Raw genomic sequence first — 19,931 nt, forward strand, 5'->3', positions numbered from 1 at the left:
CTCCATGATCTACTCCTTAATATTCCCGGATATTTGAATTCGTCCTGTTCCGGCTGTACCGGTAATCGTGGCAATCAGCACTGAACCTGCCATCATCAGCGGAATTAGCACATACGCCGAAAGCGGATTGATCACGAACTTGAACGATGAAGCTCCAAATGAGGATATCAATACACCCGCAAGTACCTGCCCGAGCGTGTTTGCCAGCAGTGTGCCGAGAACCATCCCGATAAGGAGTACAAATACCGAACGTGTGAAATACTGTACAGTCAGATCCGAATTTATAAACCCGAGTGACTTCATGACGGCAATCGAATGCCGGTCCTTAGCCACAAGCATCCGCATAAACAACAGCGTAATCAGTACATTTATAAACAGCATCACTGCAATGGCAATCCATGAGGCCCTACCCACCGAGCTGATGGTAGAGCCGAAGGTCTGCGTAACAAATTCATCAATGCCTGACACCTTCGCATAATTGAAGCGGTCCGCATATTCGGTTACCTTGCTGCCGGTTAGCGATGAATCCGTCAGCTCCGCATAAATAACGGACCACATAACCTCAGCTGATTTCGTAGTGAACATTGCCTTGGCCGTTTTCCCGCCATTGGTCACATCCGAATAAATGCCGCTTACCGTGAGCTCCCGGGGCTCCCCGTCGATCATCAGGGTAAGAGCATCGCCGGGCTTCTTGCCCAGTTCATCCGCGTTCACAGCAGAGAGGGCAATTTCATGCCCGGCAGCCGGTCCGTTTCCTTGGGAATAAGCCACCGGGAAGACCGAATGATCGCCGAGCTCAACCTTCAACCGTTCTTCTGATCCATCCTCCAGCTTCACATGGAGAGCCTGCGTGGTCAGCACTGCATACCGGGAGATGGCTGCATCTTGCTCCATGACCTGTGCAATATCTGCCGCCTTCTCAGCAATATGGCCGGTCTGCTGAATATCCAGGCGCAGATCACTGTCTCCGATTCCCATGTAGGTGATGAAGCTTTTGGAGGCAATCGTGTTGTAGAGGTTCTGGGGAACAATCATAATAAATGCAGAGATCACGAGTACAGCGAGCATTGTGCCATACAGGCTTTTCCTGGACAGGACATCCTTGACGCCGAGAAAAACATTCGTGTTCAGCAGCCGGCTGCCGCTCAGATTGAAACGTTTCGATCCCGCGGGGTGATCCTGTGAAGTGCCGAAGCGGATGGCTTCAGCAGCGGAAATCTTCCGGAAACGCTTCAATACCTTATTCACATAGCCGACAACCGCAAGGAATACAAGCACTACACCGATAGCTCCGCAGCCTAAGGCAAGCGCAGAGTTCTCACTCTCCCCCATGTATAACCTGATATTCTCAAGCAGCAGACCTCTGAATACGAACGAAAGCGCAAATCCGAGAATACTGCCCAGCGCCGCCACACCTGCGTATTTCGCAAGATAGATTTTCTTCAGGTCAGAAACACGTAATCCGATGGCTTTCATCACACCGATCTCGCGGTAATCACTTTCTATGGTTGCAAGGAGCGTAAAGCGTATACACATAAATGCAATAACAACCACCAGGACGCTTGCCAGCAGGATGACTGCAATCATGAGTCCGTCGGATATGGCATTAAGCATTTTGAATAGCGGATAGGTAATGGTCGGTCCGTTGGCTTCAAGACCTGCTGCGGTGTAATCTGTTTCAAATGCGCCTAGCGTGGACAAGTCCTTGAGTCTGAACTCAATCAGATATTCCGTGCTTCCTGAATCCTTAATTTCTGCATAATCATGCGGGCTAACAAGGAATCTCTTGGACGAGGCGAGCAGTGAATTCATCTGTGAATCACGCAGAAACCCTGCTACGGTGAAATTCTTGCCGGCAACTGTGATTGTACTCCCAACCTTCGCGGTTCCATCCTTCATATAGGTAACCGGAACATAGACCTCACCGTCAGATGCCGTAATCACGTTCCCGTCCAGGTCCAGCAGATAATCAAATTTCCCGCTTTGCGTGCTGAAGCCGTTATCCTGAACGCTGTCCGCAAGCGATTGGCCGTCAATTACAATCCGCGTACCTTCAACATTGAGGAAATCGAGCACCTGAAATTCGTCAACCTTGCTGTTCTGCTCGGCAAAGGCGGTAAACCGCGGCTTATCCAGTTCACCGGAATGCATCTGCATGAAATGCGGTGTTCCGGCCTGCTTCATCAGCGTATCAATTGCTCCGGACAGATTGACGACAAGGATGGCAGACAGAGAAACCAGCATCGCTGCGGCAGCCACAAAGATCATCGTTGTCAGTGTAATCCCCTTGCTTTTGAGAATATCATTGCGGATTATTCGGTAGTACATATGTCACCTCTGTTCTCAAGGCTTCTAATTGATTTCAAATGATAAATGATGAGCGAGGCTAAGCTTAACAGCAGCCCTGCGATAATAATAAGCAGTCCCATGCCCCGTCCGCTGCCTGTGCCGATGACCTTCCCCACACTGCCTGCAAGCACTCCGCCTGTAACCAGCAATGGAGTGAACACATAATCTGCCAGCACACCGGATAGCGAATAAGCGGCGACAAACCCGAGTTGTGACACCAGTCCAATCAGTGACCAGGCTCTTCCCTGAATGGAATTATCGATGTTGGTGCGGACCAGATAATCCAGGGCTGTGTTCGTGAATGGCAGCATGGCAAAAAAGAGAAATCCTGAAATGCCAAGCAGCACAATATTCTCACGGAGTCCGAAAGCCGCCATACTTATTCCCGAGCAAAAGAGCGACACTGACAGGATTTTGACAAACCCCTTCTTCATCGGCAGCATTCCTATGATCACACTCGACACAAGCATCCCCGAAGCAATAATAGTCTCAAGCGTACCTAATACCGCACTGTCCGAAAAAGTCAGGATCATCGGCATGGACAGGGTCTCAATGAAACCAATAAAAAATGTCATTACAGAGGTCATAACCACAAGCACGAGCACGCCCCGGTTACCGGAAACAGCTCTCCAGCCGTCTTTGAATTCACGGATAAAGGGTTGTGCCTGCCCGGAGCTCTTCGGGGAAAGACCGCTGCGTACAGCAAGTGTTACAGCAACAGTTACGAAAAATGTGCAGATGTCGATGATCAGCAGCAGCTTCACATCTGAAACCACGAGCAGAAATCCGGCGATGACAGGCGAAATCAGATATTTGGCCGAACCGGCCACCTGAACTAAACCGCTAGCCTTCGTGTATTGCTCCTCGCTGAGCAGATCCGTAACCGTAGCCTTGTAAGCCGGATCAAGCAGCGAGGAGAACACCGAGCTAATAGTCACTCCTATACAAATCTGCCACAGCTGCGCTTCTCCGTTCAGTAAACAGATTAGAATGAAAATAAGTCCTGTTGCGGAAAGACTGTCGCCCAGTACCATCAGCAGCCTGCGGTCATAGCGGTCCGCCAGCACCCCCGCTAGCGGACTCAACAGCAGCGAAGGCATAAACGCCAGCAAAGTTACCAGTGCCATGGCGGATGCCTGACCGGTCTGCTGAAAAATATAAATCCCCAGCCCGAACGAGGTAAGCCCGCTTCCTATTGCTGAAATCAGCTGCCCTGACCAGAGCAGCAGAAATTTACTGAACCCTTTGCCGGATCTATTCGCCGTCTTCATCTCTGGCTTCCTCTCCGTTACCGAACATCTGCATTACGCTCATCAGACTTCCGCTTTCGGCCCCGAGCAGCCTTTCTACATTCGAAATAAACGCCAGTACCCGTGACATGCGTACCTCATCCGTCATTTCAACCATGTCATCATCAAAAATCGTGTTCGCATAGATCACAACCATTTCCATACATTCATAGGGGTACTGGGTGTTGAATATTCCCTGCTCAATGCCTTCGCAGATAATCGGTGTCAGGATCGGCGGAACACCGCTGATGATCGCTTTTTGAATCTTCTGATGCATAAGCGCGTTCTGCGGCTTGTGGATATGCTCCATGATTTCCGTGCTGCTTCCGTTTCCGCCGCTAATGTTCAATGCCATAACCACGCGGAGAATCCGGTCAATGACAGGTATGCTCTTGTCAGCGGCAATGTGCTGCGCAGCCCCCAGAATATTGGCATTCGTCCGTTCAATCAGCGCATCCATAATATCCTCCTTGGACTTGAAGTGATAATATAGCGTCCCCCGTGCAATCCCGACCTTGCCCAGAATATCGCCCGTGCTGGTTCCGTCAAAGCCCTTCTGGCCGAAAAGCTCTTCCGCTGCGTCAAGAATTTCATTTCTGCGTATTTCGGCTTCTTTTACAATTCTCATGGTTTAGTTCTCCTTAAGTTGTACCGACCGACTGTCTGTCGGTAATTGATTATAGAATAACATGCTTTTGCAGAGCTGTCGCGTTAAAAATGTTACAAACAGGAAAAAAGGGCGCAGCTCCGGCGCCCTTCTTCTTTTTTATATAGGAGAATCACATTCTTATTACAACTTCAGGCTATTTAGATCACTGGATGAGGGATATAAAGTTCTTCCAGGCTTGTGATTTCTTCAGGTGTCAATTGAACAGACAATGCCGAAACCGAATCTTCAAGCTGGCTGATGCGGGTCGAACCGATGACCGGAGCGGTAACCTCCTCCTTGTGCAGCAGCCAGGCAAGGGCAATCTGTGCGCGGGGAAGTCCACGGTTCGCCGCAACCTCGGCAACTCTCTGTGCAACCTTGCGGTCTGCTTCTTCCGTTCTGATAAACATCGCCTTGGCTACCTGGTCATTCTCTGATCGTTCGGTGCGTTGATCCCAATCCCGGGTTAACCGGCCCGCAGCCAGAGGCAGATAAGGTGTGATCCCTACCCCCTGATCCTTACAAAGCGGGAGCATTTCCCTTTCTTCTTCCCGATACAGCAGGTTAAGTCTGTTCTCCATAGCAATAAATCTTGTCCAGCCGTTTCGCTCTGCGGTGGACTGCGCCTTCGCAAACTGCCATGCCAGCATGGAGGATGCTCCAAGGTACCTAACCTTGCCAGCCTTCACTAAGTCATGGAGAGCCTCCATCGTCTCCTCAATCGGCGTATTCGGATCATAGCGGTGAATCTGATACAGGTCAATGTAGTCTGTTCCAAGCCGTCGTAGACTGTTATCAATTTCGGTCATTATGGTTTTACGGGAAAGGCCCATTGCATTGGGACCCTTACGCATCGGTACGAACACCTTCGTGGCAATCACAGCTTCGTCCCGGCGGGTAAAGTCCCTTATTGCCCTTCCGAGAATTTCTTCACTTGTGCCGTCGGAATACATATTAGCAGTACTGAAAAAGTTAATGCCTAATTCGATTGCTCTTTTAATAATCGGTCTGCTGTTCTCTTCATTCAACGACCACGGGGTATTGCCGCGCTCAGGTACCCCGAAGCTCATGGTTCCTAGACTTAACTTCGATACGTCCAAGCCGCTTCGTCCAAGCTTCACATATTCCATTGAATAGTCACACTCCTAGTATGTTTATGAATCTTTAGGTTGACATGTCAACCAATAAACACACAATAGCATCTTGTGGTTGATACGTCAACCATGCTATGATCCTTCTATGGACAATATGAGCGAATTAAACGAAGATGAAATGCAATTATGGAATATGTGGAAAGGCTCCTTCAAACGTATCTTCGGCCGGGTTGTGAAAGAGATGTCTGAGCATACCGGGCTATCCGAGGGCGATTTCGGAGTATTAGACCGGTTAGTACAATTCGGAGAGGGGAAGCTTCGTCAACAGGAGCTAGCTGACTCTATGGACTGGGATAAAAGCCGGTTATCCCATCATCTGACGCGGATGGAGAAACGGGGTCTCGTGCTAAGAAAACCGCTGGACACAGACCGGGGTGTACAAATTATCATCACCTCCGCCGGCAGCTCCGCCTTGGAGGCAGCCCTTCCCATAGTCTCGAAGGCAATACGCAAGCATTTTCTGGACCAGTTAACCGATGAGGATATTAAGTCAATTACTACACTGGCGGAGAGAACGAAAACACCCTGACTACTTAAGATACGGCTGCCGCAATACATCATTACGGGTAATTCACGGGAAATTCCAGGCCTAGCCCCTCGCGGGCTGGCCTCTTCTCTATGTTCATTGTCTATATGCGGAGTCACCTTGGAATGAATAGCTTCATGAATGTCACGTACACCGGATTAACCATAAGACCTGCCGGGTTTACGGAATATCTCTTCCCCGTGTCCAACCTCCGGATTCGTTCCATTTCCTCCCAATTCAGTGCAAAGTCATAAATTTCGCTATTCTCTTGGATCCTCTGCGGATTGGACGACTTAGGGATAACAATACTCCCCCGCTCCAGATGCCAGCGCAAAATGACCTGCGCAACCGACTTGCGGTGAGCATGAGCGATGGCTGTCAGCTCCGGATGCTCCAGCAGCACCTTGCTTCCCTGCCCGAGCGGCCCCCACGCCTCATGGAGAATCCGGTTCTGAACCATATAGTCATACAATTCGTTCTGTTGGAACTCCGGATGAGTTTCGATCTGATTCACCATCGGCAGGATCCGGGCGTTCTTCTTGAGCTGCTCCAGATGCCGTATCCCGAAATTGGCAACACCTATGACTTTGATCCTGCCTTCATCGTACAGCTCCTCCATCGCCTTCCAGGCCTCAACATAATGAGGGCCTGCGAAATGTATCAGATACATATCGAGATACGTTACGTTCAGCTTCCGGCAAGTCTGCTCGAACGCCTTTCTCGTCGCATGATACCCAAGATCCGTCGTCCAGGCTTTGGAGGTAATGAAGAACTCCTCACGGTCAATGCCGCTGTGCAGGATGACCCGGCCCAGTGCCGCTTCATTACCGTATATTTTCGCTGTATCGAAATGGCGGTACCCGCTCCGGATAGCATTCTCTACCGTCTGCTCAAAGGCTTCCCCATTCTTGATCTTATACAGGCCAAACCCCAGTTGGGGAATGTTTACTCCGTTCACCGCTTGAACTGTCTGATTCATTGACGGTCCCCTCCCTTTTTCTTCCGGATTACGGCTCCGATGATTACCTGTCACATTGTGCAAGGGCCTTCTCCAATTCGCTTACTAAGCTTTTCAACAACATCAGCTTGCTTCCGGTGTCCAGACGATAATAGTTACGTGTTCCTTCTTTCCGGACGCTAATAATCTGTGCCTCTTTCAGGATTTTCAGATGATGCGAAACGGCCGGACGGGATAAGTGGGTTTCCACCCTTATCTCACCTACACGCATACCGGGATTCTGCGGCCCTTGAAGCAAGGCCATCAGGATGGCCTGCCGGGTCTCATCTCCGACCGCGTTCAGCACCTTGAGCGAGTTCCTAAATTCGGTGGCAAGAGCAGCTACAAGTTCCTGGTCTACGGAAATCATCCCTTTTCGTTTAATCGTTTAATTCTTTGGACGGAAATAAGATACCACAAATTCCACCCCGGCTGCATTTCGGGAAAGAAATTCAAGAACCTTTCTTTCCCATAACAGGAAGCAAGGCCGTTACTTTACATTAGCTTGGCCAACCGCCTGATCTCATCGCTTAACCTTGGATTGACCGGATACACCTCTTCCAAGAAATCCAGAATGCATAGTGCCGATTCGGGCACATGATCGTATCCCTGAATCATCCCGCCGATAATCTCTGCAAAACGGGGGTATCTCTTCTCCAGCCGTCTTTCATTTCCAAACGGGTCTGGATAATAATCAACCTCGTCCTCCAGCAGATGGAGTACAGACAGAATCCTGTCTATAGCATATCCCTGAATAAACCGCGTAGCGGATAGACGCTCACCTCTTGCATAACGTCCGAGGCCTACGTATAGATTGGTTAAGGCTTCGTTCAAAGGAAAGTCCAGGGAATCCTCCTTCGGAGAAGGGAGGGGTCTTAAAGGTCTGGCGATCGCCGTATTGGCATACAGCGGATTCTTCCATATCACCCGGCCCTCCGTGTAAGCGGCGTCCGCCAGCTCCGATTCCTCGAATACAGCATATTCCGCGAAAATCCCATCCTCGAACAACACCTTATATCCAAGGTCCGAATTCTTGAAAGCATAGGCAAGAGGCTGTATGGCTTCGAGCCAATCCAACTGGTCGATATATCTCCGGGTCACTCCCGGCTTCACAATAACGAAGAAATCCAAATCTGAATACTCATCCATCCGTGCCGTCTCGACCCCAACGGAACCAACACCTAATAATAATAGAGCATCGCCCGTACGCTCCAGTGACTTACCGATTTCGTCCAGCCGCTGCAGCAGCAATTCTGTTCTCCGCATATGAATCCTCCTCTGGTCCGGCAATGCAAAAAGGGCCCAACCCCACTTCTCAGCGAGGTTGAACCCTTAGGTTACATTGCCTTTATTAATCTACCGTAAAGTTATCATGTTTGAATTGTTGCTGTCAAATGGTATCCTAGATTACAGGTGAATATTGGGGGGATACGTATATGATTACCGCTACAGCGGCAAGAATCATAAATTTCTTGCCGGATAAATGGGTCACATCCATATCGAGAAATATTATAAATAATTACCTGAACAAATATGCAAATATACATATAACCGGCAGTGAAAACTTAAAAGAAATACAAACACCGACTATTTTTGTATGTAATCATCTAAGCAATTCGGATGGATTAGTGCTGGACAAAGCTCTAAAAGCGATTAATCCTACTTTTGTAGCCGGGGAAAAGCTGTCCAATAATGCAGTGACCAGCATCGGTGTCAATGTAATTAAGACGACAACTATTAAGCCCAATACTGCTGACAAAGAGGGTCTCGAAAGGATAATCAAGCTTGTTAAACAAGGGGAAAGCTTACTGATCTTCCCGGAAGGAACCCGAAGCAGAGCCAGCAGTTTGATTGAAGCGAAGAAAGGTATCCTTCTTATAGCAAGATTAACCGGAGCTCCCATTGTACCTATCGGGTTATATGGGACAGAGAAGCTTTTACCCATTCATCAAGAAGGTGATATGAAGGCGGAAACGTTCAATAAGGCAGATGTGCATATCCAGATCGGACAACAATTTGAATTGCTCCAGCGGGCGAAGGAGCAGGATAAAAAAGAATATGAAGAGTTCACCCTCACATACATAATGAAAAAAATAGCAGAATTATTACCCGAAGGCTATCGGGGAGTCTATAAATAATCTGAGCTATCCTTTGAAATTTCTAAGGCCATCCTTTGCGGATGGCCTTCTTTCAGTTCAGCGACTTGCCCCAGGGGCAGTAACTAGAATCTTGCTGGCAAGAGCAATGGTCTGTGCACGTTCCGCTTCAGTAAGACCTGCGGTTACCTCCGTAATCTGACGCTCAATCTGCTCCCCGACTTCATGAATGATCTGCCACCCTGCCGCAGTTGCCCTCACGTTGAATCCCCGCTTGTCGGCCGGTGACACGGTCCGCTCCACCAGTCCGCGGCGCTGGGCCCGGTCCACCAGTCCGGTAATGCTGGATTTATCGAGTCCCAGATGCTTGGCCAGCTGCAGCATACCCGGTTCCCGGTCCCGCAGGATACCCAGCAGACGGATCTGAATGATCGAGAGATCATGCTCCGCCCCTATTCTGGCGAGAATGTTCTGGATCAGGAAGGATAGCTGCACCAGACTGTCCACAATCGACAGATCATCCAGTTTATCAAAAGAATTATCGTAACTGCTCATATACGCCCCTCCGAGATTCATCATTTATCTAACCTGCTGTCCATATTGTATCATAATCGCCGTTGACTTTGTACGTGAAACAAACTATATTGTTTGTATTACAAACTTATTAGTTTGCGTCACAAACAAAAACCCGCCCATGGGGCAAATGGAGGCCAATATTATGTATGCTGCTGTTGTACGATCCTTCGATTCAGGTCCGAAATATGAAATTCACGATACTCCGGTACCCTCGGGAGAACATGAAGCTCTGGTTGATGTGCTTGCAGCCGGGTTGCATCTCCGGGTACGGGCACAAGCCAATGGCTCTCACTACACCAGTACAGATGAATTACCGCTGATTCCTGGTGTTGACGGGGTAGGCAGGCTGCCGGACGGTCAGTTAGTCTATTTCGTTACAACAGATACTGCTATAGGATCTTTTGCCGACAAAACTGTAATTGACCTGCGGCGCAGTGTACCAATTCCGGCTCATGCCGATCCCGTGCACATCGCTGCCGCTATGAATCCGGCCATGTCAGCCTGGGTGACCCTGCGCCGCCGGGTTCAGGCGCAGCCAGGGTTCAAGGTTCTCATTCTGGGGGCAACCGGCAATTCCGGACAGATGGCGGTCCAGATCGCCAAGCATATGGGGGCCAGTCAGATTATCGCTGCCGGGCGGGACCCGGAGCGTCTCCGTTCGCTTACGCCGCTCGGCGCGGATGTAACGGTCTCGCTTGCGGGTGATCCGCAAGCAGCTGCCCGGCGCCTCGGCGAGGCTGCTTCAGAAGTGGATATCGTTCTCGACTATCTGTGGGGCGAGCCTGCCGGGCTGGCTATGATTCCGCTGCTTACCCGCCGGGCTGACCGCAGCCGGCTGCTGACCTGGATCCAGATTGGTTCCGTTGCCGGAGCAGATGCCGCTATCCCTTCTGCCGCACTCCGCTCGGCCAACTTCCAGATCATCGGCAGCGGTCAAGGGTCCGTGACTCCAGCCGGATACTTGGCCGAATTCCCAGCGCTAATCGATGCGATTGCTGGAGGCAAGCTTACTGCGAACCCAATTGCTTTTCCGCTGTCCAGGATTGAAGAAGTGTGGAATACTCCGGCAGGCAGTCAGCAGCGGGTAGTGTTCGTACCGGAGAATTAATTAATTCCTTGACCCGAACCGCCTAAGCAGCAGGCCCGTGTCCGAATTTTCGTCAAGCTTTGTTATCCCGGTTGTAACTTCTCCTCTTGATAAATCTGGAAAGCGAGTGATAAACTTAGCAGGGCATCCCGCATAAGGAAGCATGCTTACTCTCTACAGAACAGGAGGCCGAAGGAAAATTGGCGATATATTTGGTAAGACACGGCAAAGATGATGAAGGATTCCGTGGCGGATGGAGCCAGCGGGGACTAATCACGCAAGGTTACCGACAATCCGAGAAGCTCGGCCGCTATCTTCAAGATAACCAGTCTTCATTTAACATAAAGCGTATTGTCAGCAGCGATCTGCAGCGGGCTCTGGATACGGCTGGTGAGCTGGCAAGAGAGCTCGGATTGCCGCTCGAGCGCAGTATGGACTGGAGGGAAATGAATAATGGCGTGATCGCCGGCATGCCGAACGAAATCGTAAATGAACGGTTTCCGGGTTTGTATTTCTCCGGTTTACGGATGGACGAGCGCTATCCCGGCGGCGAAAGCCCGCTGGAGTTCTTCACACGTATCAAGGAAGCGTTCGGCCGCTTATGCGAAGACCAAGCCAACCGCCATCCGGAAGGTAACCTCATGATTGTTACTCACGGCGGAGTCATTAATATCATCTATCATATTATAAAAGAATTAGACTGGAACAACCGCGGCAGTAAATTCCCGGCTTCCTATACCGGCTTGCACACCATCGAGATTCAGGACGGCAAATGGATCGTTTCGCTGGAGAATTATACTGTGTAGCTTACAAAAAAGGCAGACCCGCCAGCCATTACGGCTTTTGGGTCTGCCTTTTTTGTAAAATTTAAACCTATTCTTCTGACTGAACGTCCGGACGGTCCGGCAGCTGTTCAAGGTAACTGTTAGACATATTCAGCAGCCGCTGCACGTTATTGAACTGCGCCTCAGTCGATCCGCCAGCAAGCACCGAATTATCCTTCTGACTGAAGTTGGTTCCGTCCGCGTAGGCTTCTCCGGTTACATAAATACTTGAATTGTTGATAAAAGAGCCCGTCGGCAGGAAATGCCGGACCGGTAACAGATTGGTCTCCTGATTCAGCAGATCCTCCCCGAAGTGAAGCTGATTCTGCACGGAGACGCCCAGCAGATTGGCTACAGTCGGCAGAATATCAATCTGTCCTCCGGTATGACCGATCTCGGCAGGCAGTATTCCCGACGGAGAGTGTACAATGAACGGGATATTGAACATGTCGGTATAACCGTACTCATACCCGATCAGCTCTTTCAGCCAATCCTTCTCGTTATCGCCAAGCGCATAGAGCGGTACGCCCTGGTGATCCCCGTAAAATACAATCAGGCTGTCGTCCCACACTCCGCTGGCCTTAAGTTCATCCAGGAACTGCCCCATCGCGTAATCCGCATAATTCTGGGCCTGGATATAGTCGCCAAGTAAAGTCCCCTGATACTGCTCAGGCAGAGTCATCATAAGCTTATCCTCCGGCAGACGGAAAGGATGATGAGCACTCATGGAGATGACCATGGCATAGAACGGCTCTTCCTTCGCATCCAGAGCGGTCAGCTCGGGAACGGTTTTGGCGAACAGCACTTCGTCTGAAGAACCAAAAGCAATATGGTCATCGTCGCCATAGAAGCTCTGATCATAATACTTGTCGAATCCGATGGCTTTGTAGAGCTCTTTGCGGTTCCAGAAATCCACGCTGTTGGTATGGAAGGTATACGTATGATAGCCGTTTGATTTCAGCAGACCCGGCAGGCTCGGCAGCGTTTTGTTCATATAATTGGAAGAAGTCGCCGGTTCATTCTTGGGCACATAAAAAGAAGTATTCACCACGAACTCCGCGTCCGAGGTTGTACCTTGACCCGCATCCGTATAAAAGTTATTAAAATAGGTATTGTCTTTCACCAGCTTGTTAATGTTCGGCGTAACTTCCTGTCCGTCAATGGTCAGCCCGATCAGGAAGTTCTGGAAGGATTCCATCTGTACCACGATCAGATTCTTGCCTTGGTCGGCAGCAAAATACTGCGGGGACTCTGGCACGGTAATGCCTTTCAATTCATTCACAGCTGTCTGCGTAATCTCTTTGCTGTCGATGATTTCTTCCTTCTCCGTAGTATCGGCGAACAGGGTATATACCTCGTAGTTGAGGATGCCCATACTCTCGGCTTTCTTGATCTCATTCATGCTCGCATGGTTCGGCCAGATATTGAAGATACAGAGTCCGATGGAGACAGCAGTGATCACTGTCAGCACCGGCCGGCTCATCCGCACGGTACCTCTTTCTTTCCAGCGCGAAATATATTTCGGCCGGAACATCAGGAACAGGAAGAACACGACGTCCACGAAGATAAACAGATAATAAGGAGTGATGAGGGAATAGGTGCTCTCCCCAACCTTCGTAACTTTGTCGGCCTGCTGCAGCGCATGATATGTCGCAATGACGCCATAATACTTGTAGTACATCAGCACAGCGAAATAAATGACCGTTATAAACAGATTGGCCACCATATAATAGAGAATCTTCCGCTTGCGTGCCAGCCACTCGATGAGACTGAATACAATGAGGAAAAATGGAATTTCCGTAAACATGGTGCCCCAGTTAGGCCCGTCATTAAAAACAACATACCACGCCACCCCACTCTTGAGCAGCAAGAGAAAAGTGAACAGCAATATAGGCTTGTTGCGGATATCAAATGATTTTTTCATAAGTGGTCTCTAGCTCCTTGTATTTCAGAAAGAATTACATCACGTTTCAATAATATGCATAACAAGAGGTCTTTGCTCCAGCTGTTGCCATAGAAGGACTAACGATTGGTCACTTCCTCACATTTGTTGTAGGCATAAATTGTACTACTGAATTAAAGCACAAATTACGTAGGTTATCAACCTATTTTAATTAGACGGGTAAAAACGGCAATGCCGTCCTCCGGGGGACGGCATCTGTTTCATCCTTCATACTCGAACGGATCGTCGCACGAGTAAATCTCATCGAAAAATCCGTTATATAGAATATCGTCTTCCAGGCATTTAATGAGAAAAGACAGCCGCCCGCCACATTCCGGTTCCCCGCCGTTATTCCGCATGACCTCGAAGGCATCCACAACACTTTCCATCAGGGTAACTTGGATGAATAAAGGCAGCTGATCCAGCACCGCTGGTTCAATCCGGGTCTCTGACCTGTACCCTGCGAGAACGGTTGCAAAGTAATCAGCCATGAATTCCTTACGTTTACCGGGATCGGGTTCAAATTGTATCCAGCCCACTCCATGTGTCCAGAGAGCTGCCAGCTCAAACATATACCAGCCGAAACAGCAATTGTCGAAATCGTATACGGTAATTTGTCCGGTATCATAATCTATTGAATAATTCCCGTCATTGTAATCGAAATGAAGCATTCCGAAAGTCTCCCCGTTCGCTTCCACTTCTCGCAGGGCGCTAAGCAGCTCAATCAGCTTCCCCTTAAGCAAGGCCAGGGATTCAGGAATCAGCTCATCCAGATATGCGGGATTGTATTTGTCAAAAAAGCTATACCGGCGATGGACCGGCGTGTACTCTTTGGATAACTGATGCAGTTTCCCCAGTACTTTACCGCAGTTATAATAATATTCGGTAATGGGCACACCTTCCCTGTACCGGTAATGATGCTCCACCAGCATTTTTCCTGCGGCCTTAGTGAACAGGCTGACAAAATACCTGTGATTATCGTGAGTAATCTCTTCCAGCAGATTCCCGTTCCGGGAGCTGATCACATCCGCGACGCTGCCTCCATGCTCATACAGGTAGCGGACATACTCCAGTTCACCCAGGAAATCGTCGCGGCTCCGGTCAGGCAGGAAAGCGAACCTGAGTATTTTGGGGCTGGCGCCTGCTTTTTCACAGGTGTATACAATATTACGCCCTCCCTCATGCGCCTCAATCTGCCCTAACTCGTAGCCGTATAACCCGTACAATTCTGATACCAGGGGAAGTAAGTGTGCAGTACTTTTTTGGGCAACCTCAATATAGTTTATAATATCTCCTCCAAATCTATTTTGCGCGGCGATTTCCTGTATGGAATCCCAACCACCATATTTTACCTATAGCAACCACTCAAGCTCCATGGATAGTTTTTATATATTCAAACTTTACTGCCATTTATTTCATTCTAGACACAAACAAAAGCAGCCCCGGTCATTCGCTGACCGTAGGGCTGCTTTCTTATTTTGCGAAAGTATACACTTACAAACAATCTTATGAAGGAATTACACCTGCGGTTAAGACGTATAATTCTTGCCCAGTCCCAGGCTGGTCAGCAGCTGTCTGTAGGCAATCGATGTCCGGTCTGCCGGGATATGGGCTTCCGCCTGCAGATCGAGCGGCAGATCCTCCGGAGTCTGCGACTCCACCATCTCCGCGTCCTCCTGGAACACCTGCAGATTGAACTTGATCGTATCCTCTACAGGGGCGCTCTTGTCAAAGTTACGGGAGATCGGGCAGAACAGCCGGGTATAGCGGGCGGATACCGGGGATGCACAGTTCAGAATCTTCAGCCTGCCCTCATCCGGGAAATAGACAGTCAGCGAAGCGGCGAACGGGGCAAAGACACGGAACTCACGCAGCCACATGAACCCTTCGGGTGCAGGGTTCTCCTGACCTTTGCCGTAGTTGCTGACCGTGCTCCAATACTCCGCTACCAGCTCCGTATCCCCTTCACGCCATACCTTATACTGGGGGACCTCTGTATTGTTGCGGTCACCGAAGGTTGCCGTATGCACGTAAGCGAAATGCGATACATCCAGGAAGCCTTCCATCTGCCGCCCGGAGGAACCGGCAATATCAAAGCTCGGAATTAGAATATTAATGTAGTCGGGATCATCCCAGGCCGGAAAAGATGGGATTTGCTCCGGCGCGCCACCAAGGCAGGTCCAGATCAGGCCATAACGCTCCACGGCGGGATAGACAATCAATTTCAATTTGGGTGAGATCTTGCTGCTTGGATGCGCCGGCACCGCCGTACACTTTCCTTCACAGTTATACCGGAAACCGTGATAAGGGCAGACAATCTCACCGTTCTCAACCCAGCCCTTGCTTAAGGGCGCTCCACGGTGGAAGCAGAGGTCCCGGGCAATGACCACCTTGCCTTCGCTGCGGTACAATACCAGCTTCATATCCAGCAGCTTCACCGGAACAGGTTTATCCTGAACCTCATCTGCGGCCGCCACCGGGTACCAATACTGGGCCAGTATGCGCCAGTCTTCTGGCGAGAAGGTGCAATCACGCGGGAGCTCCAGTTGTTCCTGCCGTTTCTTTTCCTCTATCATGACCGCTCCACCTCTCAATTCGCTATGAATGCATAAGATGATTTAATTATATGTTAGAATAACTAACTTGTTGTGTATATTTTAAACTGATTTCGCTACTAAAATCAATTACAAATCCATTCCTTTTGTAATTTCAACTAAAATACACCTGTCAATGTTATGCATCATGACATAATGAGGGCAAAACCTTAATAGATGTATATTCAGGCTATCCTCCGTAAAAGGTAACTGTAAGCTGCAATACATACAGCATTGTGAATGGTACCGCTTTGCACACTGGTGACCGGGTGCTTTCAAGTATATCTGTCTTTTCAAGTATATCTGTCTAGTAAGATTCGCCTAATAATAGTTTCTAAAAATAACTTGCTTTATTTAAGTTATAAGCTATAATAAAAATATAAGAGATACTTCAAAAAACTTACAACACATTCGAGGAGGAATTACAATGACAACATTAAACATCGGAATTATTCTGGGAAGTACCCGCCAAGGCCGCGTTAGCCCGCAGGTAGGCGAATGGGTGAAAGGTATTGCAGATGCACGCGGAGATGCCAATTACGAAATCGTGGATATTGCCGACTTCAAACTGCCGCTTCTCGGTGAAACCGACAGCTATGCGGAAGCCCAAGCGTGGGCAGCCAAGCTGGCAACACTGGACGGCTTCGTATTTATCGTACAGGAATATAACCACAGTCTTACCGGAGCACTCAAGAATGCCCTGGACTCCGCCCGTGAAGAATGGAACAACAAGGCAGCCGGTATCGTAAGCTATGGTTCAGCCGGAGGCGTCCGCGCTGCTGAGCATTTACGCGGAATTCTCGGCGAGCTGTCCGTAGCGGATGTTCGCGTACACCCTCTGCTCTCATTGTTCACTGACTTCGAGAACGGCTCCGTCTTCAAACCGGCCGATCTGCATATCGCCAACGTTAACGCCATGCTCGATCAGGTTCTGGCCTGGAGCGGCGCCTTGAAGACTTTGCGTCAGTAAATAAAGGGTAATGGCAACGCATCATTATCATTAATAAAGGAATAAAGGGGTCTCAACCGCCAGAAATGGCTATTGAGACCCCTTTTTACATTGAGATGGATGGATTGATTGATAGATTGATAGTGGAACTATGTGAGAATGCTGCGCGAACAGACTGTTGCTCCAAGTACTGTGGGAATGGCGCCGGTAGAATGGAGACTACTTGGTAAGCTTGTAGACAAGTTTTGTAAACATTAATGCTTTGTAGACATAAAAAGCTTTGTAGAAATAAATGTTGCACGTTTTGCACCTGTATTGGTATATACCCGGGTGTTCAGGCCGATTGTTGTATGAAATACAACAATTGGCCCGCTAAACCGCATGGTGGAGGAGAATTGCTGCATTTTGTACAACATTATTGGATTTGAGCCGAAATCATGAGGAAAATGTTGTATTTTATACAACAATTTTGTATCCGGTCCGAAATTATAGGTTCAGCCGATACCTCCATCCATACGCACAAGTCTAATCCTATTTTTAAGATGATTCATCAGGGCCCCCGCTCTTCTTATCGTGACAGCAGCCTGCTGATCAGCTCCCGGCGGCTGGACACGCCTGCTTTGGCAAAGATTGATTTCAGGTGATCCTGAACGGTATAAGCAGAGATATGGAGCGACTCCGCCAGTTCCTTGGTGGATAACCCCAGCAGCAGCATCTCTGCAAGCTGTTTCTCGCGTGAGGTTAAGGTAAAGGCATCGGCCAGCAGGCGGAATACATCGGAGGATCTGGCATTTACAAAAGAAACGGCCAGCATGCCTTCCGGACCGTCCAGCCTGCTGGCCGTAACGGTCAGATAAGTCCCATCCCCGGTTTGAAGGCATATTTTAGCGCTTGAAGGGACAGCACCGGAAGCTCTCTCCTCCGCTACAACCCGTAAGCACACGGCCCGGACCGGACCCGGCAATACTCCCGTATCCAGACGTTCGAACTGCCGCATCTGCTCCAGCCAATAATTCGCCGCTGCATTCGCACTCAGCGGAACCAGCCGCTCATTCAGCATCATAATTCCGTTATCTTCCGGTGCCCCGCTGTCCGAATCCTTGCCGGGCTGCGATGTGGCGTAACTGCGCAGCCCGGCAGCAATCAGCGGAGCAACAGAAGCGATCCCGGCACATTCCTGCGCTTGAAACGGATGGCTATCCAGCGGACGGAACAGAGTCAGGAAGCCCCAGCAGACCCCGCCTGCCATGAGCGCTGCGCGCAGCTCATCTCCGAATCCGGCGGGCTGCAGTACTTTGCGGTAACGCTCACTCTTCTCAAGGCTTCCGCCGGTAACTCCGCTTAAGCACGCTACCGGAAGCTCCGCCTTGGCCAAGTGCTCATACTTCATATAATCCTCATGCAGATATTCATATTCGAACAATACAGAGTGCACTGCTGCAAGCCCCTGCTCTGTTACCGCTCCGGTGGTTAGAAGCGTATGCGGATCTACTGTCGTGCAGCAGGCAGCGGCAAACGGAATAATAGAACGGAGTTTAGCAATAACCGCTTCCCTGTATTGCTGTGAATTCATAGCTCTCCCGCCCCGGGCCGGGTCCAGCTGCAGGATGCTTTTCATCGCCTCGTTCATCTTGGTGTCCTCTCTAAATCCCACATATGTGGGATGGTCTCCCATCCTTGAAATCCGGATAATGAAACATAATTCCTATTATATCGCAGGTAAGCTTACATTCAATATTCAAGGACGGAGAAGATACAATGAAAACAGATATTATAGTCATCGGCGGTTATGGTCATGTCGGGTCACAGATTTGCCGGCTTCTTGGCGGGAAGCATCCCGGGAAGGTCTATGCGGCGGGAAGAAACCTGAAACGTGCCGAAGAATTCTCCCGGAGTACCGGCGGTTATGTGAAGCCGCTACGTCTGGCAGCAGAGGAGCCGCTGGACCAGAGGCTGCTTGAACGGGTGAAGCTGGTTGTGATGTGCCTGGACCAGCAGGATACCCGGCTGGCAGAAGCCTGCTTACAGAGCGGCACGCATTATGTAGATGTCTCGGCGAGCGGCGAGTTCCTCAGCAAGCTGCAGAAGCTGGACCCGGTGAAGAATGGCCTCCAGGCTGCAGCCCTGCTGAGTGTCGGCCTGGCTCCAGGGCTGACCAACCTGCTCGCGGCACGGGCCATGCAGGAACTGGAGCATACCGAGTCCATTGACATCTCCATAATGCTCGGGCTTGGAGACAGCCATGGACAAGCCGCTCTGGAGTGGACCGTGGACAACCTGGGGGCAGCCTTTGAGATTACTGAACACGGCAAAGCGCGCAAGGCTTCAAGCTTCACCGGGAGCAAGCCCACCGATTTCGGCTTTGATCTGCGGACCCGGACAGCCTACCGGTTTCCCTTCTCTGATCAGCAGACTCTGCCTGTAACTTTAGGCGTTCCATCTGTTTCCACCCGGCTCTGCTTCGATTCCCGCATCTCTACCTCCGCTGTTGCTGTGCTGCGCAGATTAGGTCTGCCCGCACTGCTGCGGAACAGAACCTGCCGTAACATCGCTGTCCGGGCTTTCGGCAAATTCAGGTTCGGCTCGGCACGCTTCGCAGTTAAAGTGGATGCCTATGGGCTGAAGAACGGCAAGCCCATGCAGATTGAATATGGAATAGAGGGTGTACATGAAGCAGACTTTACTGCAATAACTGCCGCTGGTGTAATCCTTAACCTCTACGAATCTGCACCTCCGCCAGGTGTCTATCATATTGAGCAGTTATTCACACTTCAGCCGGACGGGAACCGTCTGTCACTGGTATCCGCAGGGAAGGCCAGAACCGGCGTAAGTATGTCCTACCCTCTGAACGGCGTCACTTTCTGGACGCGGAGTACTGTCCGATAGATTCTCTTTTTGC

At 50.0% G+C, this 19,931-nt stretch carries 18 protein-coding genes; 6 read left to right on the plus strand and 12 right to left on the minus strand.

Annotation, left to right across the window (positions count from 1 at the left end; all coding sequences use genetic code 11):
- Window positions 1-9: 9 nt before the first annotated feature.
- The 4 genes from NSQ73_RS19400 to NSQ73_RS19415 all read right to left on the minus strand — a co-directional run bounded on the left by NSQ73_RS19400 (window position 10) and on the right by NSQ73_RS19415 (window position 5,417).
- Window positions 10-2,328 carry an ABC transporter permease gene (locus NSQ73_RS19400; RefSeq protein WP_340987752.1) on the minus strand — a complete coding sequence of 773 codons (2,319 nt, stop codon included), beginning with the start codon at window positions 2,326-2,328 and terminating at the stop codon, window positions 10-12.
- Window positions 2,313-3,620: an MFS transporter gene (locus NSQ73_RS19405; RefSeq protein WP_340987753.1), complete on the minus strand. Its 1,308-nt coding sequence runs from the start codon at window positions 3,618-3,620 to the stop codon at window positions 2,313-2,315. Before NSQ73_RS19405 ends, NSQ73_RS19400 begins: the two co-directional genes overlap by 16 nt.
- On the minus strand, window positions 3,604-4,266 hold the full coding sequence (locus NSQ73_RS19410) for a TetR/AcrR family transcriptional regulator (RefSeq protein WP_042136024.1): 663 nt from the start codon (window positions 4,264-4,266) through the stop codon (window positions 3,604-3,606). Before NSQ73_RS19410 ends, NSQ73_RS19405 begins: the two co-directional genes overlap by 17 nt.
- A gap of 179 nt (window positions 4,267-4,445) precedes the next feature.
- On the minus strand, window positions 4,446-5,417 hold the full coding sequence (locus tag NSQ73_RS19415; protein ID WP_340987754.1) for an aldo/keto reductase: 972 nt from the start codon (window positions 5,415-5,417) through the stop codon (window positions 4,446-4,448).
- Window positions 5,418-5,559: 142 nt separating this feature from the next.
- Here NSQ73_RS19415 and NSQ73_RS19420 point away from each other — a divergent pair, with 142 nt between their 5' ends.
- Window positions 5,560-5,970 (plus strand): MarR family winged helix-turn-helix transcriptional regulator, encoded by a 411-nt coding sequence (locus NSQ73_RS19420; RefSeq protein ID WP_246354360.1) that lies wholly within the window; start codon window positions 5,560-5,562, stop codon window positions 5,968-5,970.
- A gap of 112 nt (window positions 5,971-6,082) precedes the next feature.
- On the opposite strand, the gene NSQ73_RS19425 is transcribed toward NSQ73_RS19420, so the two are convergent.
- The 3 genes from NSQ73_RS19425 to NSQ73_RS19435 all read right to left on the minus strand — a co-directional run bounded on the left by NSQ73_RS19425 (window position 6,083) and on the right by NSQ73_RS19435 (window position 8,230).
- On the minus strand, window positions 6,083-6,946 hold the full coding sequence (locus NSQ73_RS19425; protein ID WP_340987755.1) for an aldo/keto reductase: 864 nt from the start codon (window positions 6,944-6,946) through the stop codon (window positions 6,083-6,085).
- A 43-nt stretch (window positions 6,947-6,989) separates the two neighbouring features.
- Window positions 6,990-7,334 carry an ArsR/SmtB family transcription factor gene (locus NSQ73_RS19430; RefSeq protein ID WP_340987756.1) on the minus strand — a complete coding sequence of 115 codons (345 nt, stop codon included), beginning with the start codon at window positions 7,332-7,334 and terminating at the stop codon, window positions 6,990-6,992.
- A gap of 125 nt (window positions 7,335-7,459) precedes the next feature.
- Entirely contained in the window at window positions 7,460-8,230 is a 771-nt protein-coding gene (locus NSQ73_RS19435; protein WP_076246733.1) for a hypothetical protein, read from the minus strand.
- A 170-nt stretch (window positions 8,231-8,400) separates the two neighbouring features.
- Between NSQ73_RS19435 and NSQ73_RS19440 the strand changes: the two genes are divergently transcribed.
- Window positions 8,401-9,102: a lysophospholipid acyltransferase family protein gene (locus tag NSQ73_RS19440; RefSeq protein WP_340987758.1), complete on the plus strand. Its 702-nt coding sequence runs from the start codon at window positions 8,401-8,403 to the stop codon at window positions 9,100-9,102.
- A gap of 57 nt (window positions 9,103-9,159) precedes the next feature.
- Here the strand turns inward: NSQ73_RS19440 and NSQ73_RS19445 are convergent, their stop codons facing one another.
- A complete protein-coding gene (locus NSQ73_RS19445; protein WP_340987760.1) occupies window positions 9,160-9,639 on the minus strand; it encodes a MarR family winged helix-turn-helix transcriptional regulator in 480 nt (159 codons plus the stop codon).
- A gap of 139 nt (window positions 9,640-9,778) precedes the next feature.
- Here NSQ73_RS19445 and NSQ73_RS19450 point away from each other — a divergent pair, with 139 nt between their 5' ends.
- Both NSQ73_RS19450 and NSQ73_RS19455 read left to right on the plus strand, forming a co-directional pair.
- Window positions 9,779-10,744, plus strand: a complete 966-nt coding sequence (locus NSQ73_RS19450; RefSeq protein ID WP_340987761.1) for a quinone oxidoreductase family protein — start codon at window positions 9,779-9,781, stop codon at window positions 10,742-10,744.
- Window positions 10,745-10,923: 179 nt separating this feature from the next.
- On the plus strand, window positions 10,924-11,529 hold the full coding sequence (locus tag NSQ73_RS19455; RefSeq protein ID WP_340987762.1) for a histidine phosphatase family protein: 606 nt from the start codon (window positions 10,924-10,926) through the stop codon (window positions 11,527-11,529).
- Between the two features lie 67 nt (window positions 11,530-11,596).
- Here NSQ73_RS19455 and NSQ73_RS19460 read toward each other — a convergent pair whose 3' ends face one another.
- The 3 genes from NSQ73_RS19460 to NSQ73_RS19470 form a co-directional block, all read right to left on the minus strand.
- Entirely contained in the window at window positions 11,597-13,471 is a 1,875-nt protein-coding gene (locus NSQ73_RS19460; RefSeq protein ID WP_340987763.1) for an LTA synthase family protein, read from the minus strand.
- 239 nt (window positions 13,472-13,710) lie between these two features.
- Window positions 13,711-14,715 carry a phosphotransferase enzyme family protein gene (locus NSQ73_RS19465; protein ID WP_340987765.1) on the minus strand — a complete coding sequence of 335 codons (1,005 nt, stop codon included), beginning with the start codon at window positions 14,713-14,715 and terminating at the stop codon, window positions 13,711-13,713.
- A gap of 303 nt (window positions 14,716-15,018) precedes the next feature.
- The gene (locus NSQ73_RS19470) at window positions 15,019-16,065 is read right to left on the minus strand and encodes an aromatic ring-hydroxylating dioxygenase subunit alpha (RefSeq protein ID WP_340987766.1); all 1,047 of its coding nucleotides are present in this window, start codon (window positions 16,063-16,065) and stop codon (window positions 15,019-15,021) included.
- A gap of 445 nt (window positions 16,066-16,510) precedes the next feature.
- Between NSQ73_RS19470 and NSQ73_RS19475 the strand changes: the two genes are divergently transcribed.
- Window positions 16,511-17,053: an NADPH-dependent FMN reductase gene (locus tag NSQ73_RS19475; protein WP_039308902.1), complete on the plus strand. Its 543-nt coding sequence runs from the start codon at window positions 16,511-16,513 to the stop codon at window positions 17,051-17,053.
- A 547-nt stretch (window positions 17,054-17,600) separates the two neighbouring features.
- On the opposite strand, the gene NSQ73_RS19480 is transcribed toward NSQ73_RS19475, so the two are convergent.
- Window positions 17,601-18,662, minus strand: coding sequence for a helix-turn-helix transcriptional regulator (locus tag NSQ73_RS19480; protein WP_340987769.1), 1,062 nt, complete (start codon window positions 18,660-18,662; stop codon window positions 17,601-17,603).
- 128 nt (window positions 18,663-18,790) lie between these two features.
- On the opposite strand from NSQ73_RS19480, the gene NSQ73_RS19485 reads away from it, so the two are divergent.
- Window positions 18,791-19,918, plus strand: a complete 1,128-nt coding sequence (locus NSQ73_RS19485; protein ID WP_340987770.1) for a saccharopine dehydrogenase family protein — start codon at window positions 18,791-18,793, stop codon at window positions 19,916-19,918.
- Window positions 19,919-19,931: the final 13 nt, after the last annotated feature.

The organism is Paenibacillus sp. FSL R10-2736 (assembly GCF_038000245.1).
Lineage (GTDB): Bacteria > Bacillota > Bacilli > Paenibacillales > Paenibacillaceae > Paenibacillus_AQ > Paenibacillus_AQ phytohabitans.